This is a genomic window from Enterobacter asburiae, from assembly GCF_001521715.1.
Taxonomy (GTDB): domain Bacteria; phylum Pseudomonadota; class Gammaproteobacteria; order Enterobacterales; family Enterobacteriaceae; genus Enterobacter; species Enterobacter asburiae.
In genome coordinates, this window is the sequence record NZ_CP011863.1 from 2066447 (window position 1) to 2087617 (window position 21171).

Genomic DNA, 21171 nt, shown 5'->3' on the forward strand with positions numbered 1-21171 from the left:
GTTAAAAAACTATTTAATCCCTGCGATAACACAAATAACACATTGGTGTTAGCGATTGTAATTCAGCCATTCACAATAATTTAAAATTCGTTAAATGATTAATGGTAAAACCAATTCTCCATCACAAAAACAAAGTCAATAAAAACAATACATTACAAACACACCAAAATCTAATCTGTTAAAAAAATGATAAAAAATGCGCGAAAAACAGGTAATAACCACATACGCCAGAGTGGTTATTAATAAAAGCATAAAAATAACGCTGCAATTCTATTTTTTTGATCGCGATCAATAGTTATGGCATTCAAAAGCGCAATATAAAAACATCATCATTTTTTAATTTAGCGCACACGAAAACGCGTTAAATCGCTATTACTGGAAAAACACGAAAGCACCTTTAATAACTAAAAAAAGCAAAGAAACTTAAGAAAGTGTTTTTCCAGTGCGACCGAATTTTTGACAACTTAAGACGTGAAACTATGAATACAAAAACTGCTGTAACGCCCCCTGTGGCGAACCAGGCATCAAATGGAAACGCAAAACGATTGCTGATGATGGCGCTACCCGTCATCGTCGCCGTACTGCTGCTGTTTGTTCCCGTTCCTGAAGGCTTGCCGCCTTACGCATGGCACTACTTCGCCATCTTTGTCGGCGTGATCGTCGGTCTGATCTTCGAACCGCTGCCGGGTGCGGTGATCGGCCTGACCGGCGTGGTCGCCATCGCCCTGTGCAGCCAGTGGGTGCTGTTCAGCCCCGATCAGCTGGCTGACCCGAAATTCAAGCTGGCGGGAGCCTCCTTTAAATGGGCGGTGAGCGGGTTTGGTAACTCTACCGTCTGGCTGATTTTCGGTGCCTTTATGTTCGCCGCAGGCTATGACAAAACCCGCTTCGGCCGCCGTCTGGCGCTGATTCTGGTGAAGTACCTCGGCCGTCGCAGCCTGACGCTCGGTTACGCCATTACGTTTGCGGACCTGCTGCTGGCACCGTTCACCCCGTCCAACACCGCGCGCAGCGGCGGGACCATCTACCCGATTATCGCTAACCTGCCGCCGCTTTACGGTTCAAAACCGAATGACCCAAGCGCGCGCAAGATTGGTTCGTACCTGATGTGGGTGGCGATCACCGCGGCCTGTATCACCAGCTCAATGTTCCTCTCCGCCCTCGCGCCAAACCTGCTGGCCCTGGCGTTGGTGAAAAGTACGGTTGGGATTGATATCTCCTGGGGCACCTGGTTCCTCGCCTTCCTGCCGCTGGGTATCCTGCTGATTCTGGCCATGCCGCTGCTGGCCTACTGGTTCTACCCACCTGAAGTCAAAGTGAATAACGAAGTGCCGCTGTGGGCGACCCGCGAGCTGGAAAAACTCGGCAAACTGTCCCGCAATGAAATTCTGCTGCTGGTGTTCGTGTGCTGTGCGCTGCTGATGTGGATCTTCGCCGCCGCGTGGATTGAGCCTGCCATGGCTGCCCTGCTCATCGTTGGTCTGATGCTGTGGACCGGCGTGCTGGAGTGGAACGATATCACCGGTAACAAAGCCGCATGGAACACCTTCGTCTGGTTTGCCACCCTGGTGGCACTGGCGGATGGCCTCTCCTCCACCGGCTTTATCAGCTGGTTAGGTAAAGAAGGCGGTCTGTTGATGAGCGGTATCTCTCCGGGCGTGGCGACCGTCGTCCTGCTGCTGGCGTTCTACCTGCTGCACTACCTGTTTGCCAGCACCACCGCGCACACCACGGCGCTGCTGCCAGCGATGTTGACTATCGCCTCCACCATCCCAGGCATGAATATGGAAGTGTTCGTTCTGCTGATGGTGACCTCGCTGGGCGTGATGGGGATCATCACCCCGTACGGTACTGGCCCAAGCCCGATTTACTACGGCAGCGGCTACCTGCCAACCAAAGACTACTGGCGCCTCGGCACCATCTTCGGTGCCATCTTCCTGGCGGCCCTGCTGCTGATTGGTTATCCGTGGATGTCCATGATGTTCTGATTCCTGACCGCCGGACTTCTCCTCCGGCGGTTTTATTTTTGTGGAGCAATACTATGTCGAATAAACCGTTTTTTTATCAGACCCCCTTCCCTCTTTCCCATGACGACACCGAATACTACCTGCTGACCAAAGAGCACGTCTCCGTTGCCGAGTTCGAAGGCCAGGAAATCCTGAAAGTAGAGCCGGAAGCCCTGACCCTGCTGGCGCAGCAGGCCTTCCACGATGCCGCGTTTATGCTGCGTCCTTCCCATCAGAAGCAGGTTGCCGCGATCCTGAACGACCCGGAAGCCAGCCAGAACGACAAATACGTTGCCCTGCAGTTCCTGCGTAACTCTGAAATTGCCGCAAAAGGCGTTCTGCCAACCTGTCAGGATACCGGCACCGCGATCATCATGGGCAAAAAAGGCCAGCGCGTCTGGACCGGCGGCGGTGACGAAGCGGCGCTGAGCCAGGGCGTGTACAACACCTACATTGAAGATAACCTGCGCTACTCGCAGAATGCGGCGCTGGACATGTATAAAGAGGTGAATACCGGCACCAACCTGCCCGCGCAGATCGATCTCTACAGCGTGGACGGGGACGAATACAAATTCCTGTGCATGGCAAAAGGCGGCGGTTCTGCCAACAAAACCTACCTCTATCAGGAAACCAAAGCGCTGATCACCCCGGCAAAGCTGAAAAACTACCTGGTTGAGAAGATGCGCACCCTGGGCACTGCGGCCTGCCCGCCTTACCATATCGCATTTGTGATTGGCGGTACGTCAGCGGAAGCCACGCTGAAAACCGTAAAGCTCGCTTCCACGCGCTACTACGACGCGCTGCCGACGGAAGGCAATGAACACGGCCAGGCGTTCCGCGACGTACAGCTCGAACAGGAACTGCTCCAGGAAGCGCAGAACCTCGGCCTCGGCGCGCAGTTCGGCGGTAAATACTTCGCCCACGATATCCGCGTGATCCGCCTGCCGCGCCACGGCGCCTCCTGCCCAATCGGCATGGGCGTCTCCTGCTCCGCAGACCGCAACATCAAAGCGAAAATCAACCGCGATGGGATCTGGATTGAGAAGCTGGAACACAACCCGGGCCAGTATATTCCTGAATCACTGCGCCAGCAGGGCGAAGGCGACGTGGTGAGCATCAATCTGGACAAGCCGATGAATGAGATCCTGGCGCAGCTTTCCGCGCACCCGGTCTCTACCCGCCTGTCGCTGAACGGGACCATCATCGTGGCGCGCGATATCGCCCACGCGAAGCTGAAAGAGCTGCTCGACAACGGTGAAGAACTGCCGCAGTACGTCAAAGATCATCCGATTTACTACGCGGGCCCGGCCAAAACGCCGGAAGGCTACGCGTCTGGCTCGCTCGGCCCGACCACGGCGGGTCGTATGGACTCGTATGTGGACTTACTGCAATCCCACGGCGCGAGCATGATCATGCTGGCGAAAGGCAACCGCAGCCAGCAGGTAACCGACGCCTGTCATAAACACGGCGGCTTCTACCTGGGCAGCATTGGCGGCCCGGCAGCGGTGCTGGCGCAAAACAGCATTAAGAGCCTGGAATGCGTCGCGTATCCGGAGCTGGGAATGGAAGCCATCTGGAAAATTGAAGTCGAGAACTTCCCGGCGTTTATCCTGGTGGATGACAAAGGCAACGATTTCTTCCAGCAGATCCAGAACAAACAGTGCGCGGGTTGTTCACAGCGCTAGGTTGAGACAGGCCGGGTGGCGCAACGCTGCCCGGCAGTCGCAGTCAGACATGCGCCTGCGTCATGTCACAAAACCGTGATATCAGCCACTTAGCAAAAAGTGGTGAATAAAAAATCAATTAATTGTTAAGTTATTGTTGTCATTAATTGTATTTATCCCGCGAAGGCTATTCATGCAAAAAGTGCATCAGCCGATGCGGCATTTGCGCTTATCTATTTCCTCATCCTGATCCAGTTTTCAAAAACAGACGCGTAAAACGTCAACAATAAACTGGAGATAACCATGTTTTCCTCAACCTCACCTGCAACCGTACGCTCGAAAGCGGGCGCCATACTTCGCGTGACGTCCGGCAACTTTCTTGAGCAGTTCGATTTCTTTCTGTTCGGCTTCTATGCCACCTACATCTCCCATACGTTCTTCCCGGCGAGCAGTGAATTTGCGTCGCTGATGATGACCTTCGCCGTCTTCGGCGCGGGCTTTTTGATGCGTCCAATAGGCGCCATTGTGCTAGGCGCGTATATCGACAAGGTAGGTCGCAGAAAGGGGCTAATCGTCACGCTTTCCATCATGGCGGCGGGGACGTTCCTGATCGTGCTTATCCCCTCTTATCAAAGCATCGGTCTGTGGGCGCCGCTGCTGGTGCTGACGGGCCGTCTGCTGCAGGGTTTTTCCGCCGGTGCGGAACTTGGAGGCGTCTCGGTTTATCTGGCTGAAATCGCCACGCCGGGGCGCAAAGGGTTTTACACCAGCTGGCAGTCCGGCAGCCAGCAGGTTGCCATTATGGTCGCCGCGGCGATGGGCTTTGCCCTGAATGCCCTGATGGAGGAGAGCGCCATTCGCGAATGGGGCTGGCGCATCCCGTTCCTGTTCGGCTGCTTAATCGTGCCGTTTATCTTTTTCCTGCGCCGCAAGCTGGAGGAGACGGAAGAGTTCAGCGCGCGCCGCCAGCATCTGGAAATGCGTCAGGTCTTTAAAACGCTGCTTGGCAACTGGCAGGTGGTGGTCGCGGGCATGCTGATGGTGGCGATGACCACCACCGCGTTCTACCTGATCACCGTCTACGCCCCCACCTTTGGCAAAAAGGTGCTGATGCTCAGCGCCTCGGACAGCCTGCTGGTCACGCTGCTGGTGGCGATTTCTAACTTCATCTGGCTGCCGGTGGGCGGCGCGCTGTCGGATCGCTTCGGGCGCAAGCCGGTCCTGATTGCCATGGCCCTACTGGCGCTGGCGACCAGCTACCCTGCCCTGACGCTGCTGGCGAGCGCCCCCAGCTTCTCCATGATGCTGAGCGTGCTGCTGTGGCTCTCCTTCCTCTACGGCCTGTACAACGGCGCGATGATCCCGGCCCTGACGGAGATTATGCCTGCTGAAGTGCGCGTGGCGGGGTTCTCTCTGGCTTACAGCCTGGCAACGGCGGTCTTTGGCGGCTTTACCCCGGTAATGTCCACCGCGCTGATTGAATACACCGGTGACAAAGCCTCGCCCGGCTACTGGATGAGCTTCGCTGCCGTGTGTGCCCTGCTGGCCACGCTATACCTCTACCGCCGCCGCGCGGTATCGCTGCAAAACACCGTCAAGTCACAGGGGGCTGTATGAAACGCACCTATCGCTTTACCGCCAGCGCGCTGGTGCTGACGCTCCTGAGCGTTAATGCCTGTGCCCAGGACGTAAAGGTCATGATTTCAGGCGGCTTCAAGGCCGCCCTGGAAAAGCTGGCCCCGGACTATGAACGCCGGACCGGGGATAAAATCGTGATCATCCCCGGCCCCTCAATGGGCGCTACGCCGCAGGCGATCCCAAATCGACTGGCGCGCGGCGAGAAAGCCGACGTGGTGATTATGGTGGGCGATGCGCTGGAGAAGCTCGAAAAAGCCGGCCAGACCCAGCCGGGTTCGCGAACGGAACTCGCGGACTCCCCCGTTGGCATGGTGGTGAAAAAAGGTGCGGATGTCCCTGATATCAGCAGCGAGGCGGCTTTGCGTAAAACGCTGCTGCAGGCCAGCTCCATCGCCTACTCTGACAGCGCCAGCGGCAGGTACGTCAGCCAGACGTTGTTCAAAAAAATGGGGATCGAAAAAGAAGTGGCGGATAAGGCGACAATGGTCGAGCGTATCCCGGTCGCCTCAGAAGTGGCGAAAGGAAAATACGCCGTCGGTTTCCAGCAGGTCAGCGAGCTGCTGCCGGTTCAGGGCATCACCTTTATCGGGAAAATCCCGGATAATCTGCAGTACATCACGCGGTTCGCGGGTGCGGTCACCCGTCACGCAGAACATCCCGCGGAGGGGAAAGCGCTGTTGACCTATCTCGCCTCACCGCCCTCCAGGGCCGTCATTGAGAAAACGGGAATGCTCCCCGTTACGTCCGGCGATACTGCTCGGTGATCTGTTTTTCCAGTTCAGCCGCAATGTAGGACTGGATACGCCCCCGGCGCCGGATAAGCCCCACGGTGCGTTTCACTTCCGGCGCCACCAGCGGCAGATGCGTCAGCAGCGTGTGCTCTGACGTCGGCATCGACATGGCGGGAACGGCAGCAATGCCGATCCCCGCCTCTACCATACCGAGCATCGTGGTAACGTGGCGCGTTTCGCAGACGCTCGGGCGTTCGGGAACGATATCCCCCAGCATCCGATCGAGCAGGTTACGGTTACCTGACGTTTTATCGAGGGAGATATAATCCTGCTGATAAAAGGCCTGCCACGTCAGATGATTCTTCTGCGCCAGCGGGTGATCCTTTCGGCACGCCGCAACATAGACATCCTCCACCAGCGGGAAAAATTCGATTTCAGACGGCAGGTTTCCTGCGAAGCTAATGCCAAAATCCGCCTGGCTTCGGGCCACGGCGTCAATCACATTCCCGCGCTGCTGTCGATGAGCTTAATGCGCACGCGCGGATAGCGAGACTGAAAACGCCGGATCACATCGGGCATAAAGTAACAGGCCGCGGAAGGTACCGTGGCAACCGTGATCAGCCCCGTCCGCTCTTCGCTGACTTTATCAACATCCGCCAGCATTGACTCAACGTTGTCGAGCAGCTGCGCGGAGCGTTCAGCAAAGTTTTGCCCGTATAACGTTAAGGCCACGCGGCGGGTGGTACGGTCAAACAGCCGGTTTCCCAGCGCGGCTTCCAGCTTTTCAATCCTGCGGCTCAGCGCCGACTGGGATAAGCAGATAGATTCAGCAGCGACACGGAAGTTACCGTATTCCACTAACGCTCTGAAAGCATAAAGATCGTTAAGGTCAAAATTCACGGGCATAGCGTCTGGATGTCCTGTCAGGGAATGCGCAGCAAAGTCAAAAATAATAGCGTCTTATTGACCCACCGCAACCGGCGCGGTGTTGAAATACGTCAAAGCTCGTTGAGATTCAGGCGAACATACCCGGCGCGATCGGCAATGGCCTGCCGCTCCTCTTCCTTCATGTCCGCAAGCTGTTTAAAAACGATGCCCAGGCGGGGATTGTTACCCAGACGCGCCTGGTTGCGCGCAAAGAAATCCCAGTAAAGGGCATTGAAGGGGCACGCCAGCTCTCCGGTACGCTGGCTGTGCTGATACCGGCACCCCTGACAGTAGTTACTCATCTTATGAATGTACGACGCGCTCGAGACGTAGGGCTTGCTGGCCAGTAACCCGCCATCGCCAAACTGGCTCATCCCGAGGGTATTGGGCAGCTCCACCCATTCAAAGGCATCAATGTAGACACCCAGATACCATTCATGAACCGCCTGCGGCGACAGGCCGCTGAGCAGGCTAAAGTTCCCGATGACCATCAGGCGCTGGATATGGTGGGCGTAAGCCTCGGTGAGCGACTGCCCAATCGCATGCGCCAGGCAGCGCATCTGCGTCCTGCCGGTCCAGAACCAGTCCGGCAGCGGGGCGTGCTGGTCTAAGGCATTCAGCTCCCGATAGCCCGGCATCTGCGACCAGTAGATCCCACGCACGTACTCCCGCCAGCCGAGAATTTGTCGGATAAACCCTTCAACGGCAGGCAGCGGCGCATGGCCCGAACGCCATGCCTGCTGGGCGGCAGCAACTACTTCCCGCGGATTAAGCATTTTGGTGTTCAGCGCGAATGAAATTAACGAGTGGAACAGAAAAGGTTCCTCAGCGTTCATCGCGTCCTGCCAGGCGCCGAACTGCGGGAGCACGTGAGCGATAAATTCATCCAGCCCGGCTTTGGCTTCCGAACGGTTGAGCGGCCAGCGAAAATTCCCGGCCTGCGGTTCGCCGAAGGTGTTTACGCCGCAGCGCTGGATCTCAGCCCATAAGGCTGAATAATCATGGAGCGGACGCGAATCCTCCGGCGCGGGCGGCTCGCCGGACCAGCGCCTGCGGTTTTCGGCATCAAAATTCCATTTTCCCCCTTCCGGCTCGCCTTCTGAGGTTAACAGTATGCCGTGCTGACGACGCATTTCCCGGTAAAAGTACTCCATTCGCCAGCTTTTGCGCGTCGCAAAGAACGCGCTCACCTGTTCACGGGTGGTGAAGAAATGCTCGCTGCTGACGCAGGCCGTTTCGACTGAAGCCGCATTCGCCCACGCCTGCAGCTGCGTATCCAGGCGCCATTCGTCAGGCTCCTGCCATATCACCCTGTCGGCGCCGTAATGCGCGACAAGCGCGTTGAGATTGTCTTCCAGCGCGCCGCGGTTTGAGCCGTCAGAGAGCCGGACATACCTCACCCGATGCCCCTTCTCTTTTAACGCAGAGGCAAACGCGCGCATGGCCGCAAAAATGGCGATCACTTTCTGAGCGTGGTGAAGCACGTACGCGGTTTCTGCCCGCAACTCCAGCATCACGTAAATGACATTCGGATTGCAGGCATCAAACCAGCTGTGGTGCGGATTAAGCTGATCGCCGAGGATCAGGCGCAGTTCGGTCAACGGTGGCTCCTGCGACAGCGCTCAGAACAGTATTTAACCTCATCCCAACATTTCGCCCATTTTTTGCGCCACGTCATGGGACGCTGGCAGTGCGCGCACGCTCGACTGGGCAGGTTCTGCTTGTTACCTTTGAAATCGCTCATCTTTTCAATACCGTACTGATTTCTTCACTGAACCTGTGGGTTAAGGCTACGACAGACTTCACAAAATGAAGGTGATGCCCGTAAACCGCTACCCACCGCTACGTACGAATGATAGTTTATTCAGGCTGGAATTGTCGCAGCGAGCGATTTTCTGGCATCTTAACCAAACCTGACTTTCCCATTTTTGTTCAAGTGACGAGTTTGCGAGCAAAGCGATGATAAAGTGGCCCTGGAAAACGAATGAAGCTGGCCGGGATATGGCGCTGCCATGGGATGACGCGCTGACGATCCCTGTTCTGGCTAATCTTAAGCCGGATGAACAAGCGAAACTGGTTCAGCTGGCGGATCGTTTTTTACAGCAAAAACGCCTGGTTCCACTACAGGGTTTCGAACTCGATCCCCTGAAAAACGCGCGCATCGCCCTGCTTTTCTGTCTGCCGGTGCTTGAGCTCGGCATTGAGTGGCTGGACGGTTTCCACGAGGTGCTTATCTATCCCGCGCCGTTCGTGGTGGATGACGAATGGCAGGACGATATCGGGCTGGTGCACAACCAGCGCGTGGTACAGTCCGGACAAAGCTGGCAGCAGGGGCCGATTATCCTGAACTGGCTCGACATTCAGGACTCGTTCGACGCGTCCGGTTTTAATCTGGTTATCCATGAAGTGGCGCATAAGCTCGATACCCGCAACGGCGATCGCGCCAGCGGAGTACCGCTGATCCCGCTTCGCGAGGTGGCGGGCTGGGAGCACGATCTGCACGCGGCGATGGATAACATTCAGGATGAAATAGACCTGGTCGGCGAAAGCGCGGCCAGCATTGACGCCTATGCGGCAACCGACCCGGCCGAGTGCTTTGCGGTGCTGTCGGAGTATTTCTTCAGCGCGCCCGAGCTCTTCGCGCCCCGCTTCCCGGCGCTGTGGCAGCGTTTCTGCCAGTTTTATCAGCAGGATCCCCTGCAGCGTCTGCGGCAAAATGAGGAGTCTGGCGGCCATTCCTCCCGCCAGATCCATTAAGGCTTTTCAGAAGGGGTCCGCTCGGTTGACCGTACCCCTATGCTCAACGCTAAAAACAGCACTGCCATTCCCCATGCGGCCACCGTTAAAGACTGCTCGCCGTAAAAGCGCGTCACCACGGGCACCAGCAGCGCGCTGACGCCGTAGCCTAACGTGTGGCTGGTGGCGATGACGCCCGCCCCTTTCCCGGTGGTCAGCCTGTCGTTCAGCAGCAGCTGGTAGCCCGGCGTGGCCATCGCCGCCCCGAGTGAAGTGATAACAATCCCCACGTAGAACAGCGTTAAACCCGCGACGGTCATCAGCCCAAGCCCGGCCACCATCAGCACCGCCGCGATGCAGAGCAACGTCACCGGGGTGAAATGCTGCGGGCGGACCACCAGAAACTGCGCCGCGAGCGTGGCCAGCGCGGCCAGGCTCAGTAGAAGCGCAACGTGATGGCTGATGTCCCGGGCATTGCCCTCCAGCAGGGGGCTAAGATGCGGTGACAGTCCAAGCTGCATCAGGCTGACCAGCGCCGCCAGCAGCAGCGCCAGCAGCAGGAACGGCAGCATCGAGGCCTGCAGCCGGGTCGCCTGGTGCGCCACCGGCGGCAGCGGCGGGTCTGCGACTTCGCGAATAACCAGCAGCAGGGCGATTAACGGCGCGATCGCCATCAGCCAGAGCGGCGCCACCGGGCTGACGCTGAGCATCAGCGCTGCCAGCGGTGGGCCGAGCAAACGTCCGCAGCTGAGGCCAGAGCTTATCGTCGCCAGCGCCGCCATTCTCTTCTCCAGCCCCGCACGCTGAATAGCCCACGTCTGGGCCGCAGGCACCAGCCCCGAGACCGTCAGTCCGTAGAGCAGACGTGAAAGAATCAGTCCCGCCAGTCCCCAGAATGTATCCAGCCTTCCGGCCGCCATCGCCCAGACCACCAGCGCCATGACGGCGAAACTGGCCTGATAGCCGCTCAGCGAGGCCAGCATCACGGCCTTACATCCCCGCCGCTCGCTCTGGCGTCCCCACCAGGGCGAGGCCGGTAAAAAGAGCATGGATCCGAACATGAGCAGGCCGGCCCAGACCGAGAGCGACAGCCCGGTCAGGGTTACCAGCTGCGGGAGCATCACCAGCAGGCCGTTTTGCCCGATACCTAATAAACCCGCACATAACGCCAGGGGCCAGTTGGCTTTTGAGGTGACGTTTTCGGTCAATGTTTCTGAGTCAGCGCGCATGAGAATGTGAACATAGTGTCAATAAATGTGTGGAAATCATGAAGTTTATGAAAACAAATATTGCAAAAATGGTTGCGACTGTAAACAGAATGAATATCATAACGAGAATTATTATCAATCATGGAATGAGGTACATCTATGCGTGCTCTGCCCCGCTCTGCCGGTACAGACGTTGCAGCCCAGTGTTTTTTAAACGCCCTGTTGCGCGAAACGAAGGACTGGCGCTATCTCCCCGCTACCGCTGCGGATGCGTTACCGAACATTCATATTCCGCTGTCACAAACCCAGGCGCTTCGGGTTCCGGTACGCTATTTCTCCCCCACCCAGCATCATCAGTACCGTTTCCCAGCAACGCTTATTCAAAGCAACAGTGATGACGGTGACGCCGTCACTTTTCATCAACTGGTTGATTTAATTATTGAAAAACCGTCAGTAAAAGGCTCGCTGGATACCGATACGCTGGCGCGTTTTAAGCAGCGCGTTCTCGAAAGCCATGCGCACACCTGGCAGGCGATCGATCTGCGCCACGGCTGGGCAAACCTGCGCGATAAGCCTTTGACGTTTGCCGACGCGGAACAGGCGCTGCTGGTCGGCCACGCGTTTCATCCGGCGCCGAAGTCCCACGAGCCGTTCAGCGAAACCGAGGCGCGTCGCTATTTGCCCGATTTCGCCTCCCGCTTCCCGCTGCGCTGGTTTGCCGTTGAGAGCAAGCTCGTTGCCGGCGACAGCCTGAACGTCTCCCTGCGCGAGCGTCTGCTGCGCTTCGCGGCCCAGAGCGCGCCTGAGCTGCTCGGCCACTTCACCGACACCCGCTGGCTGCTGCCGATGCATCCGTGGCAGGCCGACTATCTGCTGGAGCAGGACTGGTGCCAGCGTCTGGCGGAAAACGGTTCATTGCAGGATCTGGGCGAAGCGGGCGCGCAGTGGCTACCCACCAGCTCCTCCCGCTCGCTGTACAGCGAAACCAACGGCGACATGATTAAGTTCTCCCTCAGCGTGCGCCTGACCAACTCCGTGCGCACGCTGTCGGTCAAAGAGGTTAAGCGCGGAATGCGCCTGGCGCGCCTGGCGAAAACAGAACGCTGGCAAGAATTACAGTCACGCTACCCGACCATGCGCGTGATGCAGGAAGACGGCTGGGCGGGGCTGCGTGACGAAAGCGGCGCTATTCAGGAAGAGAGCCTGATGGCCCTGCGCGTCAACCTGCTGTTCGATACCCCCGAAACGCAAACCAACGTACTGGTGAGCCTGACCCAGGCCGCGCCGGACGGCGGCGACAGCCTGCTGGCCTCCGCGGTGCGCCGTCTGAGCCAGCGTCTGGAATTACCGCTCGCCCAGGCCGCCCGCTGCTGGCTGGACGCCTATTGCGACCGCGTATTACTTCCGCTGTTCAGCGCCGAGGCGGACTACGGTCTGGTCCTGCTGGCGCACCAGCAAAATATCCTCGTTGAGATGCAGCAGGATTTCCCCGTCGGGCTGATCTACCGCGACTGCCAGGGCAGCGCCTGGACCGAAGGAGCCGACGGGTGGCTGAAAGAGGCGGGCGAAACGGAGGTGGAAAACCGCTTCGGTGAGAGCCAGCTGCTGCGCTACTTCCCTTATTACCTGCTGCTGAACTCTACCCTTGCCGTCACCGCCGCCCTCGCCGCCGCCGGTTTTGACAGCGAGGAGAACCTGATGTCCCGGGTGCGCGACGCGCTGGCCGAACTGCGCCGCACGGCAAAGCAGACCCGCTGCCTCGACTACGTGCTCGACAGCCCGACCTGGAACTGCAAAGGCAACTTCTTCTGCTACCTGCACGATCGCAATGAAAACACCATCGCCGATCCGGCGGTGATCTATTTCGACTTTAGCAACCCGTTTTACAAGGAGAAGGCGTAATGGCAATCGCGAATATCGTCCATTCCGGCTACGGCTTTCGCTGCACCGCAACGGATCGCGCGCTTCCGCTGACGTTGGGTCTTGACGGCAGCGCGGTGCTGGAGCGTCTGAGTGGGATCCCGGACGGCTGGCTGGTCGAAGCCCTGGATCAGCTGTTTGTTGCCGCACCCGCGCTGACCGGCATTACCCTGCCCTGGGCGACCTGGCAGGATGAACCCCAGGCGCAGGCGCTGTTTAGCCTGGCCCACGGGGACTATCTGGCACGCGAAACTTTTTGGCAGCTGCCGCTGTGGCTGAAAGGCGAACAATCACGGGCCAGCGGCGGGATGCAGTTTGATGAGAGCCGTCAGCTGTATTTCCCACTGCGTCCTCACCGCCCGCAGGGCGAAGTGTACCGTCGTTACGATCCGCAAATTAAGCGCACCCTCAGCTTCCGCGTAGCCGACGTGGCGATGGACGGCGAGCGCTTTACCCAATGGATGAACAACCCGCGCGTGAACGCCTTCTGGGAGATGGCGGGCCCGCAGGCCGAGCAGGAAAGCTACCTGCGCCGTCAGCTTGACTCGACCTACTGCTACCCGGTTATCGGCTGCTTCGACGACCAGCCGTTCGGCTATTTTGAGCTCTACTGGGCGGCGGAAGACCGCATTGGCCGCCACTACCGCTGGCAGCCGTTTGACCGCGGCCTGCACATGCTGGTGGGCGAAGAGAACTGGCGCGGCGCGCAGTACATCCGTAGCTGGCTGCGCGGCCTGAGCCACTATCTGTATCTCGATGAACCGCGCACCGCGCGCATCGTAGCCGAGCCGCGCTTCGACAACCAGCGCCTGTTCCGCCACCTGGCCTCCGCCGGTTTCGACACGGTGAAAGAGTTCGACTTCCCGCACAAGCGCTCGCGCCTCATCATGAGCCAGCGCCACCGCTTCTTCAGCGAGGTGGAACTGTGAACGCGCTCTGGCAGAAAGTGAACCGCGAGATGGTGGCGAAGATCCTCGCCGAGCTGGAATACGAACGCACCCTGCGCGCTGAGCCGGTTTCGTCGGACGGCTGGCGCATCACCATGGGCAAGGAGTCCTGGCAGTTTCGCGCCGCGCGCGGGATCTGGGGCTGGCTGCATATCGACCCGGACAGCCTGATCGCCGCCAGCGGCGACGCCGTCGAAGCGGAAAGCGCGCTGCTGCAGCTGGCGAAGGTGCTGGAGATGAGCGACGCGCAAACGGCAGAGCACATGGAAGATCTCTACGCCACCTTGCGCGGCGACATGCAGCTCCTACAGGCGCGTGAAGCGCTGGACGCGGACGCGCTGATCCACCTCGACCCGGACGAATTACAGTGTCTGATAAGCGGTCATCCGAAGTTTATTTTCAACAAAGGCCGCCGCGGCTGGGGGCTGGACGCGCTGCGTCAGTACGCGCCCGAGTATCGCGGACGTTTTCGTCTGCACTGGGTTGCCGTTCAGCGGAAACATCTGGTCTGGAGCAGCGACGCCGATTGTGACATTCACACTCTGCTGGCCAGCGCTATGGACAACGCCGAGCGCGCCCGCTTTGACGCCCGCTGGCAGGCGCTGGGTCTCAACGACGGCTGGCTGCCGGTGCCGCTGCACCCGTGGCAGTGGCAGCAGAAGATCGCCATTCATTTCCTGGCGCAGCTGGCGCGCGGAGAGATGGTTGAGCTGGGCGAATTTGGCGATGAGTATCTGGCGCAGCAGTCCCTGCGCACGCTCACCAACGCCAGCCGTCGCGCGCCGTATGACATCAAGCTTCCGCTGACTATCTACAACACTTCCTGCTATCGCGGCATTCCGGGCAAATACATTGCCGCCGGGCCGCTGGCCTCGCGCTGGCTGCAGCAGCAGTTTGCCACCGACGCCACGCTTGCCCGCTCCGGCGCGCAGGTGCTTGGCGAACCCGCCGCCGGCTATCTGTCGCATCCGGGCTATGCCGCATTGCCGAAAGCGCCCTATCGCTATCAGGAGATGCTGGGGGTGATCTGGCGCGAGAACCCGTCCTGTTATTTAGAGGACGGTGAGCAGGCGGTGCTGATGGCGGCGCTGATGGAAACCGATAACGCTGGGCGCCCGCTGATTGACGCGTGGATTAAACGCTCGGGGCTAAGCGCCGACGCGTGGCTGGAAAAGCTCTTTGAGGCAACGGTGATCCCGTTCTATCACCTGCTCTGCCGCTACGGCGTGGCGCTGATCGCCCACGGCCAGAACGTGACGCTGGTGATGAAGGATTACGTCCCGCAGCGCATCCTGCTGAAAGATTTTCAGGGCGATATGCGCCTGGTGAATGAGAATTTCCCGCAGGCCCAGAGCCTGCCGGAGCAGGTGAAGGCCGTCACGGCGCGCCTGAGCGCGGATTACATTATTCACGACCTGCAAACCGGTAACTTTGTGACGGTGCTGCGCTTTATCTCGCGCCTCACGCTGCAAAGCGGCGTCAGCGAAACGCGCTTCTACCAGATTCTGGCCGGAGTATTACGGGGTTATATGGCGGCGCACCCGGATCTGGCAGAACGCTTCGCCAAATTCGATCTTTTCAAGCCGCAGATTATTCGCGTGATCCTCAACCCGGTCAAACTGACCTTCTCCGAACACGACGGCGGCAGCCGCATGCTGCCGAACTACGTTACCGACCTCGATAACCCACTTTTTCTCGCCTCCCGGGAGTCAGCGCAATGAAAACCTATGATTTCATCGGCATTGGTATTGGCCCGTTTAACCTCAGCATCGCCGCATTGGCCGAAGGGCTGGACGGCTTTAGCTCGCTGTTCCTTGAGCGCAAGCCGAACTTTTCCTGGCACCCGGGGATGATGGTGCCGGACTGCCACATGCAGACCAGCTTCCTGAAGGATCTGGTCAGCGCCGTGGAGCCAACCAACCGCCACAGCTTCCTGAACTACCTGGTGCAGCGCAAAAAGTTCTATCGCTTCCTGACCACCGAGCAGCGCACCGTCTCCCGCGAAGAGTTTGCGGACTACCTGTGCTGGGCGGCGGAAAACCTCACCAATCTGTCCTTCAGCCAGCAGGTACAGCAGGTGAGCTTTGATGATAAAAGCGGCCTGTTTGAGGTGATGACCCAGCGCGACCGCTTCCTGGCGCGCCACATCTGCGTGGGGATTGGCAAACAGATCAACCTGCCTGACTGCGTTACCGTGCAGGACGATACCTGCTTCCACGCCAGCGAGATGATGCTCCGCACGCCGGATCTTGCGGGCAAGCGCGTCACCGTCGTCGGCGGCGGCCAGAGCGGGGCCGACCTGTTTTTGAATATCTTCCGCGGCGAATGGGGCCAGCCGCTGAGCCTGAACTGGGTATCGCGCCGCAATAACTACAACGCGCTGGATGAAGCCGCCTTTGCCAACGAGTATTTCACGCCCGAGTACGTGGACAGCTTCTCCACGCTCGGTGAAGAGGCCCGTCATCAGATGCTGCACGAGCAGAAGATGACCTCCGACGGTATCACCACCGAGTCCCTGCTTGCGATTTACCGCGCCATGTACCACCGCTTCGAAGTGCTGCGTGAAAAACCCTGGGCGCATCTCCTGCCGTCCCGCTCGGTGACGGCTCTGACGCGCCAGGAAAACGGACATCGCCTGAGCATTCAGCATCACCTCGACGGCGGCCGCGAGCAGCTGGAGAGCGACGTGGTGATTTTCGCCACCGGCTACCGCGCCGTGCAGCCCGCGTTCCTGGCGCCGCTGTCTCATCTCCTGCATCTGGACACGGACGAAGCCTTCTGCATCAACAACGATTTCACCCTCGAATGGGACGGCCCGCAGAGTAACCGCCTGTTCGCCGTGAACGCCGGGATGCACCGTCTCGGCATTGCCGAACCCCAGCTCAGCCTGATGGCCTGGCGCGCGGCGCGAATTCTTAATCGCGCGCACGCCGACGAGCCGTTTGAGCTGGCCACCACACCCGGCGTTATCCACTGGCGCACCACCGCCAGCCCGGACAGCAGCCCGGTTTTTAAATCATTAGCAAAGACCACCGAGTACTGACACACACAATCAGGATCAACATAACAATGAAACGTTCTCATCTTTGGGTTTTAAATCCTTGCTTGCTTGCAATGCTTTCTACCTCTGCGTGGGCGGAAGAACAAAAGGAAGAAAATATCGTTGTCTCCGCCAGCCGCGCGCACCGCAGCGTGGCGGAGATGGCGCAGACCACCTGGGTCATTGAGCGGGCTGAAATTGAGCAGCAGGTTCAGGGCGGGAAAGAAATTAAAGAGGTGCTGGCGCAGCTGATCCCGGGCATGGACGTCAGCAGCCAGGGCCGTACCAACTACGGCATGAACCTGCGCGGCCGCTCCATGATGGTGATGGTGGACGGCGTTCGCCTGAACTCGTCCCGCAGCGACAGCCGCCAGCTGGACTCTATCGATCCGTTCAACATTGACCGTATCGAAGTGATCTCCGGCGCCACCTCGCTCTACGGCGGCGGCAGCACCGGCGGCCTGGTGAACATCGTCACCAAAAAGGGCCAGCCGGATACCGAAGTTGAGTTCCAGACCGGGGCAAAGAGCGGGTTTAACAGCCACAACGATCACGATGAGAACGTGTCGGCAGCCGTAAGCGGCGGCAACGACAACGCCTCCGGTCGTCTGTCGGTGTCGTATCAGCGCTACGGCGGCTGGTATGACGGCAAAGGCAACGAGGTGATTATCGATAACACCCAGACCGGCCTCCAGTATTCCGACCGTATTGATGTGATGGGCACAGGCACCATCAACATTGACGATCGTCAGCAGCTGCAGCTGACGACCCAGTACTACAAGAGCGAGTCCGACGGCAAGCATGGGCTGTATCTCGGGAAGAACTTCTCGGCGGTAACGGGCGATGCGACCGCGTACAACAAAGGTAATCTTGATTCTGACCGCGTACCGGGCACCGAGCGCCATCTGATTAACCTGCAGTACTCCAATACCGACTTCTGGGGCCAGGATCTGGTCGCGCAGATTTACTATCGCGACGAGAGCCTGACCTATTATCCATTCCCGACCCTGACCAAAGGCGTGGTGAGCAGCATCGGGGCTTCACAGCAGAAAACCGATTTTTACGGCGGCAAGCTGACGCTGAACAGCAAGCCGGTGGACGATTTAACGCTCACCTGGGGTGTGGATGCCGACCACGAAACCTTCGATGCCAACCAGCAGTTCTTTAACCTGAGCAAAGCGGCGGCGAGCGGCGGCATGGAGCTGGATAACGCCTACAACGTGGGCCGTTACCCGGGCTACAGCATCACCAACCTCGCCCCGTTCCTGCAGGCCAGCTACGACATTGACGCCATCACCCTGAGCGGCGGCGTGCGTTATCAGTACACCGAAAACAAGGTGGACGACTTTGTCGGTTACGCCCAGCAGCAGGCCATCGCCACCGGGAAAGCCTCCTCCGCCGACGCGGTGCCGGGCGGGAAAACCGATTACAACAACTTCCTGTTTAACGCCGGGATCCTCGGTCGCCTGACCGAACAGCAGCAGGTGTGGTTTAACTTCTCCCAGGGCTTCGAAATTCCGGACCTGGCGAAGTACTACGGCTCCGGCACCTATCAGCTCAGCAACGGTCACTACCGCCTGCTGAACAGCGTCAACGTGAACGACTCGACGCTGGACGGTATCAAGGTCAACGCTTATGAGCTGGGCTGGCGCTACACCGGCGATAACCTGCGCACGCAGGTCGCGGCGTATTACTCGCTCTCGGATAAAACCATCACCATCAACAAGACGGATATGACCATCAACCTGGAAGACGACAAGCGTCGTATCTACGGGGTGGAAGGTCAGGTGGACTATTTCTTCACCGACAGCGACTGGAGCACCGGTGCGAACTTTAACGCCATCAAGTCTGAAACCCGCGAAAACGGGAAATGGGAGAAGCTGACGGTCGACAGCGCCAGCCCGTCGAAAGCCAGCGCATGGGTCAACTGGGCGCCGGGTGACTGGACCCTGCGCGTGCAGAGCACGCAAACCTTTGACGTGTCAGACTCCGACGGCAAGAAGATCGATGGTTATAACACGGTCGACTTCCTGGGCAGCTACGCCCTGCCGGTCGGTAAGGTCAGCTTCAGCGTGGAAAACCTGCTGGACAAAGACTATACCACCGCCTGGGGCCAGCGCGCGCCGGGGCTGTATAGCCCAACCTACGGCGCACCGGGCCTGTATACCTATAAAGGCCGCGGACGTACCTTTGGTCTGAACTACTCCGTACTGTTCTGATCCTGCGCGCCGCCTGCAGGCGGCGCTTTTTGCTGTGTAATTTCAACGCAAATTTGCCATAAAATCAGCGATTTGCTGAAATTGTCGGCAAACGAATGAAAAGTTTAATTTCCCCTTTGACAAGGTGAACGCAGGTCGATAATATTCGCCCCGTTCACACGATTCCTCTGTAGTTCAGTCGGTAGAACGGCGGACTGTTAATCCGTATGTCACTGGTTCGAGTCCAGTCAGAGGAGCCAAATTTAAAAAGCCTGCTTTTAAAGCAGGCTTTTTGCTTTTCTGCGTATCTGAAGTTAACTCTGAATCGCATCCAGCCTGGCAATCACCTTAATCTCAAACTGGAATCCGTACAGCCACGTCACGCCGATCCCGGTCAACGTAGGGTAAGGCGCTTCCCCCCAATATTCTGGCAGGATTCTCCAGATAGCGTCGAGGTTTGACTCGGGATCGACGACAAAGAGGGTAACGTCAACTACGTCATCGAACGTGCAGCCCGCAGCCGTAAGAACAGCATTAAGGTTATCGAATGCCAGCCGGATCTGCGCGTTGAGATCCTCTTCCGGCGAACCATCCTCCCGGCTACCAACCTGTCCCGAAACAAACAGGAAGCCGTTAGATTTGATAGCGGGTGAATAGCGATTGCGCTCATAGAGCGCCTGCCGACCGAAGGGAAAAACGGCTTCGCGCGTTGTCATGTTTGTACCTCTGTAATGGGGCTAAATCTGCCCGGTGAGCATAAACACACTTTACAGGCGCCGGAGCGGGCGGATAAACAAGCGACTTTGTCCATCATTGTTTGTAATATCCAAACAATCGGTAAAAAGAGAGGACAAGGGATGGATCGTTTCGATGCGATGCGCGCCTTTGCTCGCGTGGTGGAGGCAGGCAGTTTCACCAGGGCTGCCCAAACTCTTCATATGAGCAAAACCACGGTGACGCAGCTTATTCAGCAGCTGGAAGCGCGACTGCGCGTCAGGCTGCTCCATCGCACTACCCGCAGGCTCGGTGTGACTCCTGATGGCGCGGTCTACTACGAGCGCGTCATCCGCCTGCTGGCGGACATGGAAGATGCTGAAAATAGCCTCTCCAGTTCGGCGATGACGCCCAGGGGACGGCTACGGATAGATGTGCCCACTCCTCTCGCCCGCCTGGTGCTGGTGCCCGCGCTACCGGCTTTTCACGCGCGCTACCCTGATATCCAGTTCGACATGGGCGTGAGTGACCGGGTGGTGGATCTGATCGGCGACAACGTGGATTGCGTCGTGCGCGGCGGTGCAATCAACGACCAGTCCCTGATCGCACGCCATGTCGGCGATTTACAAATCGGTGTTTACGTCGCACCAAGCTATGTGGAACGCCTCGGCGCCCCTGCGCACCCGCGAGAGCTGGAAAACACGGACCATCGCATAGTGGGATTCTTGTCCTCACGCACCGGCAAGGTTGATCCTCTGGTACTGCACGGTGAGAGTGAACGTATTGAAATCACGGGAAACTATGTGCTTGCAGTGGATGATGGCAACGCCTACCTCGAAGCCGGGCTCGCGGGATTAGGCGTGATTGCGCTACCCGTCTATATGGCGGCAACGCATCAGGCATGTGGTTCCTTGATTCCGCTATTTGAAGACTGGCGTATTGATCCAATGCCCCTGTATCTGGCATTTCCGCCGAACCGCCACGTTAACGCCAAACTGCGTGTTTTCATTGATTGGATCGTTGAATTGATGCAGCAGCATGTCCCCACTTCCGCCAATAAATAACTGCATCTATTCGTTCATCACCGCCGAGTGACGGTCATGCTGGCGGTTTTGAAGCAGGCTTTTTGCTTTTCTGCCCTACAGCACAAACTCATAGTGCGAGCCATCCGGCAGCTCAACATCAAGCCGCAGCTTTCCGCCCGCCGCCTCAACGTAGCGCTTGAGAGAAGAGAGTTTCAAATCGCGCCCGGCCTTTTCCATTACCGCAACGGTAGGCTGCCTGATACCCAGAGCCTGCGCCATCTCTACTTGCGTTTTTTGTACTTTCTCACGTAACTCAGCCAGATGAATGTTGAGCAAAATATCCGTTGCTATCGCCTGAGCGCTGGCGACAACCTCCGGCTTTTCATCCGCTATAAGCTGCTCAAGAGTTCTTCCCAT

General features: G+C 58.3%; 16 protein-coding genes, 1 tRNA gene and 1 pseudogene. 12 read left to right on the plus strand and 6 right to left on the minus strand.

What is annotated here, in order from left to right; all coding sequences use genetic code 11:
• Window positions 1–479: 479 nt before the first annotated feature.
• The 4 genes from ACJ69_RS10215 (at window position 480) to ACJ69_RS10230 (ending at window position 6072) form a co-directional block, all read left to right on the plus strand.
• Window positions 480–1988 (plus strand): anion permease, encoded by a 1509-nt coding sequence (locus ACJ69_RS10215; RefSeq protein ID WP_072210827.1) that lies wholly within the window; start codon window positions 480–482, stop codon window positions 1986–1988.
• Window positions 1989–2041: 53 nt separating this feature from the next.
• On the plus strand, window positions 2042–3691 hold the full coding sequence (gene fumA / locus ACJ69_RS10220; protein ID WP_059346992.1) for a class I fumarate hydratase FumA: 1650 nt from the start codon (window positions 2042–2044) through the stop codon (window positions 3689–3691).
• A gap of 282 nt (window positions 3692–3973) precedes the next feature.
• The gene (gene tcuC, locus ACJ69_RS10225; protein ID WP_059346993.1) at window positions 3974–5287 is read left to right on the plus strand and encodes an MFS transporter; all 1314 of its coding nucleotides are present in this window, start codon (window positions 3974–3976) and stop codon (window positions 5285–5287) included.
• Window positions 5284–6072: a substrate-binding domain-containing protein gene (locus ACJ69_RS10230; protein ID WP_059346994.1), complete on the plus strand. Its 789-nt coding sequence runs from the start codon at window positions 5284–5286 to the stop codon at window positions 6070–6072. Before tcuC ends, ACJ69_RS10230 begins: the two co-directional genes overlap by 4 nt.
• On the opposite strand, the pseudogene ACJ69_RS10235 reads toward ACJ69_RS10230, so the two are convergent.
• From ACJ69_RS10235 to ACJ69_RS24140, 3 genes and pseudogenes are all read right to left on the minus strand, one after another.
• Window positions 6047–6945 (minus strand): annotated as a pseudogene (locus ACJ69_RS10235) (LysR family transcriptional regulator). The gene ACJ69_RS10230 and the pseudogene ACJ69_RS10235 overlap by 26 nt on opposite strands.
• 92 nt (window positions 6946–7037) lie before the next feature.
• Entirely contained in the window at window positions 7038–8567 is a 1530-nt protein-coding gene (locus ACJ69_RS10240; protein ID WP_155616777.1) for a cryptochrome/photolyase family protein, read from the minus strand.
• On the minus strand, window positions 8564–8710 hold the full coding sequence (locus ACJ69_RS24140) for a DUF2256 domain-containing protein (protein WP_071789391.1): 147 nt from the start codon (window positions 8708–8710) through the stop codon (window positions 8564–8566). The genes ACJ69_RS10240 and ACJ69_RS24140 overlap by 4 nt, the downstream gene beginning before the upstream one ends.
• Window positions 8711–8925: 215 nt before the next feature.
• On the opposite strand from ACJ69_RS24140, the gene mtfA reads away from it, so the two are divergent.
• Window positions 8926–9723, plus strand: a complete 798-nt coding sequence (gene mtfA, locus ACJ69_RS10245; RefSeq protein ID WP_023312333.1) for a DgsA anti-repressor MtfA — start codon at window positions 8926–8928, stop codon at window positions 9721–9723.
• On the opposite strand, the gene ACJ69_RS10250 is transcribed toward mtfA, so the two are convergent.
• On the minus strand, window positions 9720–10931 hold the full coding sequence (locus tag ACJ69_RS10250; RefSeq protein WP_059346996.1) for an MFS transporter: 1212 nt from the start codon (window positions 10929–10931) through the stop codon (window positions 9720–9722). The genes mtfA and ACJ69_RS10250 overlap by 4 nt on opposite strands.
• A 138-nt stretch (window positions 10932–11069) precedes the next feature.
• On the opposite strand from ACJ69_RS10250, the gene ACJ69_RS10255 reads away from it, so the two are divergent.
• From ACJ69_RS10255 to ACJ69_RS10280, 6 genes are all read left to right on the plus strand, one after another.
• A complete protein-coding gene (locus ACJ69_RS10255) occupies window positions 11070–12812 on the plus strand; it encodes an IucA/IucC family protein (protein ID WP_059346997.1) in 1743 nt (580 codons plus the stop codon).
• Complete coding sequence (locus ACJ69_RS10260; protein WP_054830249.1) at window positions 12812–13759, plus strand: GNAT family N-acetyltransferase; 948 nt, start codon at window positions 12812–12814, stop codon at window positions 13757–13759. Before ACJ69_RS10255 ends, ACJ69_RS10260 begins: the two co-directional genes overlap by 1 nt.
• Window positions 13756–15498: an IucA/IucC family protein gene (gene iucC / locus ACJ69_RS10265; protein WP_081051430.1), complete on the plus strand. Its 1743-nt coding sequence runs from the start codon at window positions 13756–13758 to the stop codon at window positions 15496–15498. The genes ACJ69_RS10260 and iucC overlap by 4 nt, the downstream gene beginning before the upstream one ends.
• A complete protein-coding gene (locus tag ACJ69_RS10270) occupies window positions 15495–16820 on the plus strand; it encodes a lysine N(6)-hydroxylase/L-ornithine N(5)-oxygenase family protein (protein ID WP_054830248.1) in 1326 nt (441 codons plus the stop codon). Before iucC ends, ACJ69_RS10270 begins: the two co-directional genes overlap by 4 nt.
• Window positions 16821–16846: 26 nt before the next feature.
• Window positions 16847–19036: a TonB-dependent siderophore receptor gene (locus ACJ69_RS10275; RefSeq protein WP_059346998.1), complete on the plus strand. Its 2190-nt coding sequence runs from the start codon at window positions 16847–16849 to the stop codon at window positions 19034–19036.
• Between the two features lie 163 nt (window positions 19037–19199).
• A tRNA-Asn gene (locus ACJ69_RS10280) sits at window positions 19200–19275 on the plus strand.
• 54 nt (window positions 19276–19329) lie between these two features.
• On the opposite strand, the gene ACJ69_RS10285 is transcribed toward ACJ69_RS10280, so the two are convergent.
• Entirely contained in the window at window positions 19330–19731 is a 402-nt protein-coding gene (locus tag ACJ69_RS10285) for a RidA family protein (protein ID WP_054830247.1), read from the minus strand.
• Between the two features lie 141 nt (window positions 19732–19872).
• Here ACJ69_RS10285 and ACJ69_RS10290 point away from each other — a divergent pair, with 141 nt between their 5' ends.
• The gene (locus ACJ69_RS10290; RefSeq protein ID WP_059346999.1) at window positions 19873–20793 is read left to right on the plus strand and encodes a LysR family transcriptional regulator; all 921 of its coding nucleotides are present in this window, start codon (window positions 19873–19875) and stop codon (window positions 20791–20793) included.
• Between the two features lie 75 nt (window positions 20794–20868).
• Here the strand turns inward: ACJ69_RS10290 and ACJ69_RS10295 are convergent, their stop codons facing one another.
• Complete coding sequence (locus ACJ69_RS10295; RefSeq protein ID WP_054830246.1) at window positions 20869–21171, minus strand: helix-turn-helix domain-containing protein; 303 nt, start codon at window positions 21169–21171, stop codon at window positions 20869–20871.